The 14596-nt window shown below is 70.4% G+C and carries 13 protein-coding genes; all 13 read left to right on the top strand.

The features are described 5' to 3' along the window. Window positions 1-126 precede the first annotated feature (126 nt). The 13 genes from HZF07_RS04945 (at window position 127) to HZF07_RS04885 (ending at window position 14592) form a co-directional block, all read left to right on the top strand. Complete coding sequence (locus HZF07_RS04945; RefSeq protein WP_157340050.1) at window positions 127-1128, top strand: ABC transporter permease; 1002 nt, start codon at window positions 127-129, stop codon at window positions 1126-1128. Between the two features lie 105 nt (window positions 1129-1233). Beyond that, window positions 1234-2973, top strand: a complete 1740-nt coding sequence (locus HZF07_RS04940; protein ID WP_157340049.1) for an ABC transporter substrate-binding protein — start codon at window positions 1234-1236, stop codon at window positions 2971-2973. 190 nt (window positions 2974-3163) lie between these two features. Next, window positions 3164-4180 (top strand): ABC transporter permease, encoded by a 1017-nt coding sequence (locus tag HZF07_RS04935; RefSeq protein WP_181644814.1) that lies wholly within the window; start codon window positions 3164-3166, stop codon window positions 4178-4180. A gap of 22 nt (window positions 4181-4202) precedes the next feature. Then, entirely contained in the window at window positions 4203-5252 is a 1050-nt protein-coding gene (locus tag HZF07_RS04930) for an ABC transporter ATP-binding protein (protein WP_157340048.1), read from the top strand. A 191-nt stretch (window positions 5253-5443) separates the two neighbouring features. Further along, complete coding sequence (locus HZF07_RS04925; RefSeq protein ID WP_434063456.1) at window positions 5444-6550, top strand: ABC transporter ATP-binding protein; 1107 nt, start codon at window positions 5444-5446, stop codon at window positions 6548-6550. Window positions 6551-6581: 31 nt separating this feature from the next. Beyond that, complete coding sequence (locus HZF07_RS04920) at window positions 6582-7937, top strand: replication-associated recombination protein A (protein WP_309504503.1); 1356 nt, start codon at window positions 6582-6584, stop codon at window positions 7935-7937. 24 nt (window positions 7938-7961) lie between these two features. Next, entirely contained in the window at window positions 7962-8456 is a 495-nt protein-coding gene (locus tag HZF07_RS04915; RefSeq protein WP_157340046.1) for a hypothetical protein, read from the top strand. Continuing rightward, entirely contained in the window at window positions 8453-8764 is a 312-nt protein-coding gene (locus tag HZF07_RS04910; protein WP_157340045.1) for a DUF6167 family protein, read from the top strand. Before HZF07_RS04915 ends, HZF07_RS04910 begins: the two co-directional genes overlap by 4 nt. Continuing rightward, entirely contained in the window at window positions 8764-11433 is a 2670-nt protein-coding gene (alaS, locus tag HZF07_RS04905; RefSeq protein ID WP_157340044.1) for an alanine--tRNA ligase, read from the top strand. Before HZF07_RS04910 ends, alaS begins: the two co-directional genes overlap by 1 nt. A gap of 3 nt (window positions 11434-11436) precedes the next feature. Continuing rightward, window positions 11437-11907: a Holliday junction resolvase RuvX gene (ruvX, locus tag HZF07_RS04900; RefSeq protein WP_181644813.1), complete on the top strand. Its 471-nt coding sequence runs from the start codon at window positions 11437-11439 to the stop codon at window positions 11905-11907. Further along, complete coding sequence (mltG, locus tag HZF07_RS04895) at window positions 11907-13100, top strand: endolytic transglycosylase MltG (RefSeq protein WP_157340043.1); 1194 nt, start codon at window positions 11907-11909, stop codon at window positions 13098-13100. Before ruvX ends, mltG begins: the two co-directional genes overlap by 1 nt. Before the next feature lie 8 nt (window positions 13101-13108). Continuing rightward, window positions 13109-13927 carry a shikimate dehydrogenase gene (locus HZF07_RS04890; RefSeq protein ID WP_157340042.1) on the top strand — a complete coding sequence of 273 codons (819 nt, stop codon included), beginning with the start codon at window positions 13109-13111 and terminating at the stop codon, window positions 13925-13927. Then, a complete protein-coding gene (locus tag HZF07_RS04885) occupies window positions 13924-14592 on the top strand; it encodes a prepilin peptidase (RefSeq protein WP_157340041.1) in 669 nt (222 codons plus the stop codon). The genes HZF07_RS04890 and HZF07_RS04885 overlap by 4 nt, the downstream gene beginning before the upstream one ends. Window positions 14593-14596 lie beyond the last annotated feature (4 nt).

Here is a 14596-nt window from a genome sequence, read left to right as displayed (position 1 = left end):
GACCCTGTCCACGGGTCGAGACCAGATCGTTACGTCCGGGTGACCGTTCGGCAACTACATGTGACATACAGTTCAAGGCGCCGTGGGCATCCCTGCCGGCGGTGCACGATGCGTGAAAGGCTGTGAATGAGCGACCTCGAGACGCACGGTGCGGTTGACGCCGGCACCGTGACGGCGGAAGGAGCGCCCCCGGGAGCCATCGAGGGGAAGTCCCCGTTCCAGTTGGCGATGGGGCGCCTTCGGCGCGACAAGCTGACACTGGTCTCCCTCGGTATCGTCGTGACCTACGTGCTCGCGGCCATCGCGGCGCCGTTCCTGGTGAAGGCCGGCATCCTCGATCCCTACACCGTGCACCAGGACCTGATCGGCCCGGACACGATCCCGATCGGCAAGTGGGGCGGCATCTCCGCCGACCACCCGCTCGGCGTCGAGCCCGGCATCGGCCGTGACGCGCTCTCGCGGATCTGGTACGGCATGACGTTCTCGCTCAGCATCGCGCTGATCGCGACGATCATCTCGATCGGGCTCGGCGTGATCGTCGGCGTGATCTCCGGTGCCGCCGGCGGCTGGACCGATGCCGTGCTCGGCCGGGTGACCGACCTGACGCTGGCCTTCCCGCAGACCCTGATGGTGCTGGCGCTCTACAGCCTGGGCCTGAAGTTCATCACCGAGACCCTGAACCTCCCCGACGGGGCGCTGGCCAATGCGATCTACGTGACCGCGGTGCTGGGCCTGTTCGGGTGGACAGGTGTCAGTCGCCTGATCCGTGGTCAGGTGCTCTCGATCCGGGAGCGCGAGTTCGTCGAGGCCGCGAAGATGATCGGTGCCTCGCGGTTCCGCATCTACTTCCGCGAGATCCTCCCGAACCTGTGGGCGCCGATCCTGATCACGTTCACGCTCTACATGCCGGTCTTCGTCTCGGCCGAGGCGGCGCTGAGCTTCCTGGGCGTCGGCATCGACCCGCCCACGCCGACCCTCGGCAACGTGCTGGCCGACTCGCTCGACTACGCGCAGGCCGACTTCATCTACTTCTTCGCGCCCGCCGCGCTGATCGCGATCATCGTCGTGACCTTCAACCTGGTCGGCGACGGCCTGCGCGACGCGCTCGATCCGAAGGCTGATCGTTAGCGCACGCGCGTCCGGTCAGCAGCACCACCACCCCGATTGTCGACGGCACCGCGTCGTCGAACGTGCCGCCACTTGCCTGGCGAGTCACACACTGAAGGAGAAGCAATGCCGAACTATCTGAAGCGGATGTTCGCCGTTGGAGCCGCAGGAGCACTGGCGCTGAGCCTCGCCGCCTGTGGTGGCGATGGGGACTCGGACAACCCGTCCTCGGGGGAGTCCAGCGACAGCGCCGAGGCGACCGCCGGAGGCACGCTGTACTACCTGCAGCACTACCCCTTCGAGAGCGCCGACCCGCAGCGCATCTACTACGGTCTCGAGCTCGCGAACTTCCGCCGGACCATCTACCGCGGCCTGGTCGCGTTCCCGGTGACCGAGGACCCGGTCGAGGCTGCGAAGCCCGTCGCCGACCTCGCGACCGACACGGGTACGCCCAATGAGGACGCCAGCGAGTGGTCCTTCACGCTCAAGGACGGCATCAAGTGGGAGGACGGCTCGGACATCACGTGTGAGGACTTCGCCTACGGCGCCTCGCGTGTGTTCGCCAACGACCTCATCACCGGTGGCCCGAACTACATCCTGAGCTACCTGGACGTCAAGGACTACCCGGGTCCCTACAAGGCGACCGAGGCCCAGCAGGCGGCCTTCGACAAGGCCATCACGTGTGACGGCAAGACCATCACCTACCACTTCAACAAGCCGTGGGCGGACTTCCCGCTCGCTGCCGCGTCGCTGTCGATGATGGACCCGTACAAGAAGGACTTCGACGAGGGCGCCAAGTCCACGTGGAAGGTCCTCGCCAACGGCCCCTACAAGGTCGAGGGTGGCGTCTGGGACAAGAACAAGGGTGCGACCCTGGTCCGCAACGACCAGTACGACGCAGCCACCGACGACCCGTCGCTGCGCGAGGCGCTGCCGGACACCATCGAGTACCAGATCAACCCGTCGGACACCTCCGTCGAGCTGATCATCGACCGCGTCATCGCTGACGCCGGCAACGACCAGTACGCCGTGGCCGCCCCGACGATCCCGCCGACCCGCTACAGCCAGATCCAGGGTCCGGCCAAGGACCGCGCGGTGCTGACGGACTCGCCGTACAACTTCTACCTGCTCCCGAACTTCAAGAGCATGACCAACCCCGACGTCCGCAAGGCGCTCGCCGCTGCGGTCGACATCGAGGGTGTCGTCAAGGCCCGTGGTGGCGAGTACGCCGCGACGACCGCCGAGTCGATCGTGAACTTCGGTGTGGGTGGCTACCAGGACAACCCGGCCTTCGCGGGCCCGAACACCGGTGACGTCGAGGCCGCCAAGGCTCTCCTCGAGGGCTCCGGCGAGAAGATGCCGTACCCGATCACCTTCACCTACTCCAAGACCGACACCAACGACAAGATCGCTGCTGTCCTCAAGGAGAACTGGGACGCGGCCGGCTTCGAGACCAAGCTCGACCCGCTGACCGACACCTACTACGACGTCATCTCCAAGCCGGAGAAGGAGTCCGACGTCATGATGGCCGGCTGGGGTGCCGACTGGCCGTCCGCGATGACCGTCATCCCGCCGCTGTTCGACAGCCGCCCGAACTTCTCGTCCACCACGTGTGGTCAGGACTACGGCTGCTACCAGGACGCCGACTTCGAGAAGATCGTCGACCAGGCCGCCAACTCGACCGACATCGACGAGCAGAACGGCTACCTGCAGCAGGCTGACGAGAAGCTGGGTGAGGACACCGCCTACATCCCGCTGTACGTGCTGAAGAACTACTACATCCGTGGTTCGAAGGTCACCGGCTACGTGGTCACCCCGTCGACCTCGATGTACCCCGACCTGGGTGCCATCGGCGTCGAGCACTGAGTGGTCGCGCCCAGCGCAACCTGACTGACAGCACCACCCTGTAGTTCCCGAGGTCGGGTGGACGGCGTATCGTCGTCGTCCACCCGACCTCAACCCTGCGAGACCCCTGGACCGGCGCCGCACCACGGCGCCAGGCCCGTTTCCACCCGGCCGGACCGGCCGAAGTCCCCACCTGAATCGAGAGCATGCGGTGATCGCCTACGCCATCCGGCGCCTGCTGATCGGGGCGCTGCTGATCCTCGCCCTGACGTTCGTGACCTACGTCCTGTTCTTCGCGGTCCCCTCGGACCCCGCGAAGCAGGCCTGCGGCAAGAACTGCAACGAGGAGCAGATCGAGCAGACGCGGATCGCGCTCGGTTACGACCAGCCCTGGATCACCCAGTGGACCGAATTCCTCAAGGGCATCGTCCAGGGGCGCCAGTACCCCGCTGACGAGGAGCTGCGAGCCAACAACCCCAAGCTGGTCACCGACTGCGAGGCGCCCTGCCTGGGCTTCTCCTTCGTCAACCAGCAGACGGTCAACAAGATCCTCTCCGGGGCGCTGCCGATCTCCGCGTCCATCGCGATCGTCGCCCTGGTCATCTGGGTCACCGGAGGCGTGCTGTTCGGCATCCTCGCGGCCATGACCAAGGGCTCCTTCCTCGATCGCGGCCTGGTCGGTCTCACGCTGATCGCCTACGCGTTCCCCTCCTTCTTCATCGGCAAGTTCCTCATCACGTACGTGAGCATCAAATGGGGGCTCGTCGACTACCCGGCGTACCAGACGATCGCCGACGGCGGCTTCTTCGGCTGGCTGTCGGCCCTGTTCCTGCCCGCGCTGACGCTCGCGCTGCTGTACATGGCCGGCTACGTGCGGATCACCCGGTCCTACGTGCTCGAGTCGCTGGGCGAGGACTACATCCGCACCGCCAAGTCCAAGGGCGTCACCCAGCGTGTGCTGGTGTCGAAGCACGCGCTCCGCGCGGCGCTGACCCCGCTCGTCACACTGATCGGCCTGGACTTCGCGACCCTCCTCGGTGGCGCGCTGATCACCGAGAACGTGTTCGCCTACAACGGCCTCGGCGTCATCGCACTGCAGGCGTTCGCGGCCGACGACCTGCCGACCATGGTCGGCCTGGTCATCCTCGTGGGCACGTTCGTGATCGTGGCCAACATCATCGTCGACATCCTGTACGCCGTCATCGACCCGCGCGTCCGGCTGGGCTAGGCACGGGGGTAGAGAGAGACACATGAGCAACCCACTCCTGTCGGTGGTGGACCTCAAGGTCCACTTCCCGACCAACGACGGCATCGTCAAGGCGACCGACGGCCTGTCCTACACCCTCGAGCGCGGCAAGACGCTGGGCATCGTGGGCGAGTCCGGCTCCGGCAAGTCGGTGTCGAGCTCGGCGATCATGGGCCTGCACCGCGGCACCAACGCGCACGTCAGCGGCCAGATCCTGCTCGACGGGGTCGACCTGCTGCAGCTGTCCAACGAGGACATGCGCAAGCACCGCGGGAAGGAGGTCGCGATGATCTTCCAGGACCCGCTGTCCGCGATGCACCCGTACTACACGGTCGGCAACCAGATCGGCGAGGCCTACCGCGTGCACCACGACGTCAGCAAGAAGGCTGCGCGTGCCCGCACGATCGAGATGCTGGAGCGGGTCGGCATCCCGCAGCCCGACCGCCGCGTCGACGACTACCCGCACCAGTTCTCCGGCGGCATGCGGCAGCGCGCGATGATCGCGATGGGCCTGATCAACAACCCGGCGCTCCTGATCGCCGACGAGCCGACGACCGCACTCGACGTGACCGTGCAGGCGCAGATCCTGGACCTGCTCCAGGACCTGCAGCGCGACTTCGACGCCGGCATCATCATCATCACCCACGACCTGGGCGTCGTGGCCGAGATGGCCGACGACGTGCTGGTGATGTACGCCGGTCGCGCCGTCGAGTACGGCACGACCAAGGAGATCCTGACGCACCCCGAGATGCCCTACACCTGGGGCCTGATCTCCAGCATCCCGGACGTCGCCGGTGACACCTCGGCGCGGCTGATCCCGATCCCGGGCAACCCGCCCAGCCTGCTGCAGCCGCCCACCGGGTGCGCATTCCACCCGCGGTGCACGCACCGCGACAAGGTCCCGGGGAACCTGTGCGTGACGACGCTGCCCGAGCTGGTGCCGGGCCAGCGCAGCGAGGGACACCTCAAGCGGTGCCACATCCCCGACCCCGACGCTGTCTACGAGCGTGAAGTACTGCCGGAGATCGCTCCGGACCTGGTGGAGGAACGATGACCGACCTGCCGCCGGAGCACTCCGGCATCCGGTACACCGAGGGTGAGCTCGAGCGAGGTGAGGAGCACGCGGACCACACCGTCCAGGGCGACTCCAGCTCGCACGAGCTCCCTCAGTTCAAGGTGGAGGGCCACGCGGCCTCGGTCCTGGACCCGAACGCGAAGCCGATCCTCGAGGTCCGCGACCTCAGGATGTACTTCCCGGTCAAGTCCTCGGGCCTGATCCGGCGTACGATCGGCAACGTGCAGGCCGTCGACGGCATCTCCTTCCAGGTGCCCAAGGGCGGTTCGCTCGGCCTCGTGGGCGAGTCCGGCTGCGGCAAGTCGACGACCGGTCGCATGGTCACCCGGCTCTACGAGCCGACCGGCGGCTCGATCAACTTCGACGGCACCGAGATCGCCAAGACCTCGGCGCGCCGGCTGAAGCCGCTGCGCCGGGAGATCCAGATGATCTTCCAGGACCCGTACACCTCGCTGAACCCGCGGCACACGGTCGGCACGATCGTCGGCACCCCGCTGGCGATCCACAACGTGGTGCCGAAGAAGCAGATCCTGCCGCGGGTGCAGGAGCTGCTCGAGATCGTGGGTCTCAACCCCGAGCACTACAACCGCTACCCGCACGAGTTCTCCGGTGGTCAGCGCCAGCGCATCGGCATCGCGCGCGCCCTGACGCTCCAGCCGAAGCTGCTGGTCGCCGACGAGCCGGTCTCGGCGCTGGACGTGTCGATCCAGGCGCAGGTGATCAACCTGCTCCAGGACCTGCAGAAGGAGTTCGACATCTCCTTCCTGTTCGTCGCGCACGACCTCGCGGTCGTCCGGCACTTCTGCCCCGAGGTCGCGGTCATGTACCTCGGCAAGATCGTCGAGATCGCCGACCGGGAGACGCTCTACAACCGTCCCAACCACCCGTACACGCAGGCGCTGCTCTCGGCCGTCCCGGACGTCAAGCAGGCTGCGATCGGCGGTCGACGTGAGCGGATCCGCCTCCAGGGCGACGTCCCGAGCCCCATCAACCCGCCGTCGGGCTGCCGGTTCCGGACGCGCTGCCCGCTGGCGCAGGAGATCTGCGCCCGGGTCGAGCCGCCGTTGCTGCAGGTCGGCAAGCGGCACAAGGTGGCCTGCCACTTCGCCGGCGAGCTGGGCAACCACCCGGACCGTCCGGTCACCGCGTCGCTGCTCGGGGTCGACGACACCGGGGCGCCGGACGCCGGCGCGAGCCCGGCCGCCAACCTGACCAACGAGCCCGGGTTCGCCGACACCTGGTTCGACCTCGAGCGCAAGACCATGGCCTCTGCCTGAGCCGTCGCCACCGACCGCCTAGCCTGAGCGCGTGGACGAAGGACTCTTCGACGCCCCCGGTTCCGCACCGCGGACCGGGGGCGGCTCGTTGAACGCCAACACGCACGCGTCAGCGCCGCTGGCGGTACGGATGCGGCCGCGCACGCTCGAGGAGCTCGTGGGGCAGGAGCAGCTGCGCGCCCCCGGCTCGCCGCTGCGGCGGCTGGTCGAGGGTGACCAGTCGATGTCGCTGCTGCTGTGGGGGCCGCCCGGCACCGGCAAGACCACGATCGCGTCGATCGTCAGCCAGCAGACCGACCGGCGCTTCGTGGAGGTGTCCGCGGTGTCGGCGGGGGTCAAGGAGGTGCGGGCGGCGATCGACGGCGCCCGCGCGGAGCTCGTCGCCACGGGCCGGGAGACCGTGCTGTTCGTCGACGAGGTGCACCGGTTCAGCAAGGCGCAGCAGGACGCCCTCCTGCCGGGCGTCGAGAACCGCTGGGTGACCCTGGTCGCCGCGACCACCGAGAACCCGTTCTTCAGCGTGATCTCGCCGCTGATGTCGCGCAGCCTGCTGCTGCGGCTGCAGCCGCTCACCGACGACGACGTCCGCGCGGTGCTCGACCAGGCGATCGCCGACGAGCGCGGTCTCGGCGGCGCGACGGCGGTCGACGACGACGCGCTGGAGCACCTGGTGCGGCTCGCGGGTGGCGACGCCCGGCGCTCGCTGACCTACCTCGAGGCCGCGGCCGGCGCCGCGGCGGCCCAGGGCCTGGACGTCGTCGACCTGGCGACGGCGGAGACCGCGGTCGACCAGGCCGCGGTCCGCTACGACCGCCAGGGCGACCAGCACTACGACGTCGTCAGCGCCTTCATCAAGTCCGTGCGGGGCTCGGACGCGGACGCCGCGCTGCACTACCTCGCGCGGATGATCGAGGCGGGGGAGGACCCGCGCTTCATCGCCCGCCGGCTGATGATCCTGGCCTCGGAGGACATCGGCCTCGCCGACCCGACCGCGCTCACGACCGCCGTCGCCGCCGCGCAGACGGTCCAGCTGATCGGCATGCCGGAGGCCCAGCTGACGCTGGCGCACGCCACGATCGCGCTCGCCGTCGCCCCGAAGTCGAACGCGGTCACCACCGCGATCGGGGCGGCGATCGCCGACGTCCGGGCCGGGCGGATCGGGCAGGTGCCGCCGCACCTGCGCGACGCCCACTACTCGGGGGCGAAGAAGCTCGGCCACGGCGCGACCTACCAGTACAGCCACGACGCGCCGTTCGGCATCGCCGAGCAGCAGTACGCACCCGACACCGTCCTCGACCGCGCCTACTACCAGCCCACCTCCCTCGGGGCGGAGGCCGCGATCAAGGAGCGCTGGGACCGCGTCCGCCGCCTCATCCGCGGCTCCTGACACCCCGCGATAGGGTCGGTGATCATGCAGGACTGGATCGTGCCCGCGGTGGCGGGAGGGCTGGCGCTGGTCGCGCTGGTGCTCGCGCTCGCCCAGGTGCGGGCCAGGAAGCGCACCGAGCGTGAGCTGGCACGGGCCCGCACGGAGACCGACGAGCTGCGCGACCGGCTGGCCGACCTGGAGCGCCGGCTGACCCGCGCGGAGCCGCCCCGGCAGCCGACCGAGTTCGTGATCACCGACCTCGGCAGCCCGACCACCGACCCCGGCACACCCTCGCCGCCGGTCGGGTCGGCGCTCTTCGCCGACCTGGTGCTGCGGGAGACCGTGGTCAAGGCCGCCTCGCTCGCGTACGGCGTCCGCCGCGCGCTGGACGCGGAGACCCGCAACCGGGTCTGGTTCGAGATGAAGCGGGAGGTCCGGCGCTCCCGCAAGCAGCGCAAGGCCGACACCCGCGAGGCGCGCCGCGAGTGGCAGGCCCGGCAACGGGCCGGCCTCGACGGGGAGGGCTCGGCCGCATGAGACGCGGGCTCTGGTTCGTCGCCGGGGCCGGCACCGCCGTCTACGTGATGGTGCGGGGCCGGCGCGCGGCCGAGGTGCTGACGGTCGACGGTCTCAAGGACCGGGTCGGCGCCCTCGAGCTGGGCGCGCGGCTGGTCCGCGACGAGGTGGCCCAGGGCCGGGCCGAGAAGGAATCGGAGTTGCGCGAGAAGCTCGGGCTCGTGCCTCATGGAGCTCCCGAGCTCACCGGCGGTCGCCACAAGGCGATCACCACCGACCAGACCCCGGATCACACCCCCGATCACACGAAGCAGGAAGGCAGCAACTGATGGACACCGCGGAGATTCGCCGGAGGTTCGTCGCTCACTTCGAGCGCGATGGCCACACCCCGGTGCCGTCCGCATCGCTGCTGCTCGACGACCCGAACCTGCTGTTCGTCAACGCCGGCATGGTGCCGTTCAAGCCCTACTTCCTCGGCCAGGAGACGCCGCCGTACACCCGCGCGGCCAGCGTCCAGAAGTGCGTGCGCACGCCCGACATCGAGGACGTCGGCAAGACCAGCCGGCACGGCACGTTCTTCGAGATGTGCGGCAACTTCTCCTTCGGCGACTACTTCAAGGAGCACGCGATCGAGCTCGCGTGGGACCTGGTCACCAAGTCGCAGGCCGACGGCGGGTGGGGCTTCGACGAGGCCAAGCTCTACCCGAGCGTCTACGTCGACGACGCCGAGGCGGTCGCGCTGTGGCGCAAGATCACCGGTCTGCCCGACGACCGGATCGCGCGGCTGGGCAAGAAGGAGAACTACTGGTCGATGGGCGTGCCGGGACCTGGCGGCCCATGCTCGGAGATCCTGATCGACCGTGGTCCGGCGTACGGCGCCGACGGTGACTTCTCCGCCGAGGACCGGTACCTGGAGTTCTGGAACCTCGTCTTCATGCAGGACGAGCTCAGCGCGGTGCGGTCCAAGGAGGACTTCGACATCGCCGGCTCGCTGCCGAAGAAGAACATCGACACCGGCATGGGCCTGGAGCGGGTCGCGTTCCTGACGCAGGGCGTCGACAACATGTACGAGATCGACGTGATGTTCCCGGTCATCCAGATGGCCGAGCAGCTGTCGGGCCGGCGCTACGGCGCGAACCACGACGACGACGTCCGGTTCCGCGTGGTCGCCGACCACGTGCGCAGCTCGATGATGCTGATCGCCGACGGGGTCACGCCCGGCAACGAGGCGCGCGGCTACGTGCTCCGCCGCCTGCTGCGCCGCGCGGTCCGGTCGATGCGGCTGCTGGGCTACGAGGACCCCGCGCTGCCCGAGCTGATGCCGATCAGCCGCGACAAGATGGGGGAGACCTACACCCAGCTGCACCAGGACTGGGAGCGGATCTCGACCGTCGCCTACGCCGAGGAGCACGCGTTCCGGCAGACGCTGCGCGCGGGCACCTCGATCTTCGACCTGGCGACCACCGAGGTGAAGCAGGCGGGGGGCAGCCAGCTCTCCGGCGACAAGGCGTTCGCCCTGCACGACACCTACGGCTTCCCGATCGACATCACCCTCGAGATGGCCGCGGAGCAGGGCCTCTCCGTCGACGAGGAGGGCTTCCGCCGGCTCATGAACGAGCAGCGGCAGCGCGCCAAGGACGACGCCCGCGCCAAGAAGGGCCAGCACCGCGACGCGTCCGCCTACCGCGAGGTCGCGGACTCGATGGGCCGTCCCGTGGAGTTCACCGGATACGAGACGACGACCGACGAGGGCAGCGTGCGCGGCATCGTCGCCGGCGGCGGCGTCGTGGCCTCCGCGGGTCCTGGTGACGAGGTCGAGATCGTGCTCGACCGCACCCCGTTCTACGCCGAGGGCGGCGGCCAGCTCGCCGACCAGGGCGTCATCGAGCTCGCCAACGGCGCCCGGCTCGAGGTCTACGACGTGCAGTCGCCGGTCACCGGCCTGATCGTGCACAAGGCCCGGGTCCTCGACGGCGAGGTCGCGGCGGGCCTCGCCGCGCACGCGGCCGTCGACCTCGAGCGGCGACGCTCGATCTCGCGCGCCCACACCGCGACCCACATGGTGCACAAGGCGTTCCGCGAGGCGCTGGGGGAGACCGCGACGCAGGCTGGCTCGGAGAACGCCCCGGGCCGCTTCCGCTTCGACTTCTCCGCCACCGGCGCGGTCCCGGCGTCGGTGATGGCCGACGTCGAGGCGCGGGTCAACGACGTCGTGCTCGACGACCTCGCCGTGCAGGCCGAGATCATGACCCAGAAGGAGGCGGTCGCCTCCGGCGCGATGGCCCTCTTCGGGGAGAAGTACGGCGACCAGGTGCGCGTCGTCTCCGTGGGCGACTGGGCCCGCGAGCTCTGTGGTGGCACCCACGCCGGCAGCTCCGGCAAGCTCGGCGTCATCAAGCTGCTCGGCGAGTCGTCCATCGGCTCCGGCGTGCGCCGGGTCGAGGCCCTCGTGGGCAGCGACGCCTACCGCTTCCTCGCTCGCGAGCACGTGCTGGTCAACCAGCTCTCCGAGACGCTCAAGGTGCGCCCCGAGCAGCTGCCGGAGCGCGTTCACGACATCGTCGAGAAGCTCCGGGCCGCGGAGAAGGAGATCGAGAAGGTGCGCGTCGGCCAGCTCCTGGCCGCCGGTGGCGAGCTCGCGGCCGGCGCTGCGAAGGTCGGGCCGGTCAACGTGGTCGCGCACCGTGCCGACGGCGCGGGCGGCGGCGACGTGCGCACGCTGGCGCTCGACGTCCGCGGTCGCCTGCCGCAGGATGAGCCCGGTGTCGTCGTGATCATCGGTGCCGCCGACGGCAAGGTCGCCGTGGTCGCCGCGCTCAACGACGAGGCCCAGGCCCGCGGCCTGAGCGCCAACGACCTGGTCCGCGCCGTCGGCCCGCTCGTCGGCGGCAAGGGCGGCGGGAAGGCCGACGTCGCGCAGGGTGGCGGCACCGATGCCTCCCGCATCGACGAGGCGCTCGCGGTCGTGACGACCGAGGTCGGCAAGGTGGGGGCCTGAGGCGTGCGCCACGGCGTACGACTCGGCATCGACCCCGGTGACGCCCGGATCGGGGTCGCGCGCAGCGACCCCTCGGGCTTCCTGGCCAGCCCGGTCGAGACCGTCCGGCGGGGCAAGGGCGACCTCGCCCGGATCGCCGCGATCCTGGCCGCCGAGGCGGAGGAGTCGACGGTCCTCGAGGTCGTCGTCGGCCTGCCCAGGTCGCTCTCGGGTGGCGAGGGACCCGCGGCCGCGAAGGTCCGCGAGTTCGCGGCGGGCCTGGCCCGCCGGGTCGCGCCGGTGCCGGTGCGGCTGGTCGACGAGCGGATGACCACCGTGTCGGCGGAGGCTATGCTGCGCGACCAGGGCCGCAAGGGGGGCAAGCGGCGAGCTGTGGTCGACCAGGCCGCTGCCGTCTTCATCCTGCAGCACGCACTGGACACCGAGCGCACGACGGGGAACGCGCCGGGGGAGATCCTCGAGGAGAGCAGCTGATGACCGACGAGTACGACACGGACCACGAGTCCACCGAGTTCCTCGACGAGGAGGCCGGACCGGACGAGCGGACGACGTACGAGGGTGGTCGCCGGCGGGGCGAGAGGCGCCGCAGCATCCCCGGCTGCCTGGCCGTGCTCGTCGCCCTGGCGGTCGTCGTCGGCGGCCTGTACTTCGCCGTGACCTGGGGCGTCGACAAGCTCGGCGACCAGTTCTCCGGGGCGGAGGACTACCCCGGCCCCGGCAGTGGGGAGGTGACCTTCGAGGTCGCCTCGGGTGACACGGTCGCGGCGATGGGTCGCAACCTGAAGGAGCAGGGCGTGGTGGCGTCGGTGGACGCGTTCATCGACGCGGCGTCCGCGAACCCGGACTCCCAGAGCATCCAGGCGGGCTACTACCCGCTGCAGGAGAAGATGAAGGCGTCCGACGTCGTCGAGGTGCTCGTCGACCCGAGCAACATGGTCAAGGCGACGGTCACGATCCCCGAGGGCCTGCGGGTCGAGGACATCGTGAAGGTCCTCGCGAAGCAGACCGACTTCTCGAAGAAGGACTTCGAGAAGGTGCTGGCGAACCCCGAGCAGCTCGGCCTGCCCGACTACGCCGGCGGCAACCCCGAGGGCTACCTCTTCCCCGCGACCTACGACTTCGGCCCCGAGGCGACGCCGAAGTCGATGCTGACCGACATGGTCGACCGCTGGAAGCAGGCGGCGCAGGACGCGGACCTGGAGGCGAAGGCCGCCGAGCTCGGCTACACGCCGCAGGAGCTGATGACGGTCGCCAGCCTGGTGCAGGCCGAGGGCCGCGGCGACGACATGCCGAAGATCGCTCGCGTCATCTACAACCGGCTCGAGATCGAGCCGAACCCCACGGCGGGCTTCCTGCAGGTGGACGCCTCGGTCAACTACGCCCTCGACCGGCCGACGGTCGCCCGGCTGACCACCGACGACATCGAGTCGGTCGCCGACTCGCCGTACAACACCTACAAGCAGAAGGGTCTCCCGCCCACGCCCATCGAGGCCCCCGGCGACGACGCGATCGCGGCCGCGGCCGCTCCCGCCGACGGCCCGTGGTTCTTCTACGTCACCACCGACCTGAAGACCGGCGAGACCAAGTTCACCGACTCCTACGACGAGTTCCTCCAGTTCAAGCAGGAGCTGGACGAGTACTGCGCGACGCAGTCCGACCGCTGCTGAGCGGACGCATGCGCTGCGCCGTCCTGGGTGACCCGATCGCCCACTCGCTCTCCCCGGTCCTGCACCGGGCGGGGTACGCCGCGCTCGGCCTCACCGACGTCGCCTACGACGCGGTGCGGGTCGGTGCGGAGGAGCTCGCGGACTTCCTCGACGGGCTCGAGGCGGACTGGCGCGGGCTGTCGCTGACGATGCCGCTCAAGCGGCTGGCGCTCGGGCTGGCGCCGACCGTCAGCCCGCGGGCCCGGCTCGCGGGCGGCGCCAACACGCTGCTGCTGGAGCAGGGCCGCCCCGTGCTCGCCGACAACACCGACCTGCCGGGCGCGGTCGCCGCGATCCGGGAGCGCTACGACGGCCCGGTCACCGCGGGCACGGTCCTGGGCGGGGGCGCGACCGCCGCGTCCACCGGTCTCGCCCTCTGCGACCTCGGCGCCCGCCGGGTGCGGCTGCTCGCCCGCCGCGCCGACCGGGCGACCGGAGCCGCCTCGGCGATCGCGGCGCACCCCTCCGGTCCCGCGGTCGAGGTGGGGACGCTCGCGGACGGCGAGGTGGACGGAGAGGTCGTGGTCTCCACCATCCCGGCGACCGCGCAGGACGCCGCCCTCGTGGCACGGTGCGCCGACGTACCCGTCGTCTTCGAGGCCCTCTACGACCCGTGGCCGACCCCGCTCGCGGCCGCCGCGGGGGAGCGCCCACTGGTCTCCGGGCTGGACCTGCTGGTCCACCAGGCCGTGCTGCAGTTCGAGATGTTCACCGGCGCCCCCGGCCCGCTCGAGGCGATGCGCGACGCGGGCGTCGCGGAGCTGACCGCCCGGCAGGCGTCCCGGTGACCTTCGACCCGGCGGTCGCCGGGGCGGCCGCCCTCGGGTGCGGGGTGGCCGGGCTCGGCGTCCCGGCGCTCGTGCGCCGCCTTCCGGGCCCGGCCGGCGAGGTCGGGGCGGAGCCCGGTCTGTGGTGGCGCGGCGCGGCGCTCAGCGCGTCCGCCGGTGCGGTCGTCGGCGGGTGCCTCGGGTGGGACTGGGCGCTGCTGGTGCTGCTCCCGCTCGTCCCCGTCCAGGTGGCGCTCGGGCTGATCGACTGGCACACGCACCTGCTGCCCACGCGGCTGATCTGGCCGAGCCTCGCGGTCGCCGCCGTCCTGGCGTGCGTGGCGGCCCTGGCGGACGGCGACGCGGCGACGATCATCGGCGCCGCCGTCGCCGGAGCGGCGTCTCTGGTCGCCTTCCATGCGCTCTGGTGGCTCCACCCCGCCGGGATGGGCTACGGCGACGTCCGGCTCGCGACGCTGGTCGGCTTTGAGCTCGGAGTCCTCGGGACGGCGGAGTGGCTGGTGGGCTTCTACGCGTCGTTCGTGCTGTTCGCGCTGGTCGGCATCGGCCGCGCCGTACGCCGTCGGCAGCGTGCGGCGCTGCGGGACGCGCTGCCGTTCGGCCCGTTCCTCCTGGTCGGCGCGCTGGGCGGCATCGCGCTGGCGCCCCATCTCGCCCTCGGGTGAGGCG

The sequence above is a fragment of the Nocardioides agri genome, assembly GCF_013778305.1.
In the GTDB taxonomy this organism is placed as follows: Bacteria; Actinomycetota; Actinomycetes; order Propionibacteriales; family Nocardioidaceae; genus Nocardioides; species Nocardioides agri.
This window is presented reverse-complemented; position numbering and strand designations above follow the sequence as displayed.

Excerpts from the sequence above, each read along its gene's own strand:
- HZF07_RS04890 (WP_157340042.1), top strand. The coding sequence starts at position 13,109 with ATGCGCTGCGCCGTCCTGGGTGACCCGATCGCCCACTCGCTCTCCCCG.
- HZF07_RS04925 (WP_434063456.1), top strand. The coding sequence starts at position 5,444 with ATGTACTTCCCGGTCAAGTCCTCGGGCCTGATCCGGCGTACGATCGGC.
- alaS (WP_157340044.1), top strand. The coding sequence starts at position 8,764 with ATGGACACCGCGGAGATTCGCCGGAGGTTCGTCGCTCACTTCGAGCGC.
- HZF07_RS04910 (WP_157340045.1), top strand. The coding sequence starts at position 8,453 with ATGAGACGCGGGCTCTGGTTCGTCGCCGGGGCCGGCACCGCCGTCTAC.
- mltG (WP_157340043.1), top strand. The coding sequence starts at position 11,907 with ATGACCGACGAGTACGACACGGACCACGAGTCCACCGAGTTCCTCGAC.
- HZF07_RS04915 (WP_157340046.1), top strand. The coding sequence starts at position 7,962 with ATGCAGGACTGGATCGTGCCCGCGGTGGCGGGAGGGCTGGCGCTGGTC.
- HZF07_RS04930 (WP_157340048.1), top strand. The coding sequence starts at position 4,203 with ATGAGCAACCCACTCCTGTCGGTGGTGGACCTCAAGGTCCACTTCCCG.
- HZF07_RS04940 (WP_157340049.1), top strand. The coding sequence starts at position 1,234 with ATGCCGAACTATCTGAAGCGGATGTTCGCCGTTGGAGCCGCAGGAGCA.
- HZF07_RS04945 (WP_157340050.1), top strand. The coding sequence starts at position 127 with ATGAGCGACCTCGAGACGCACGGTGCGGTTGACGCCGGCACCGTGACG.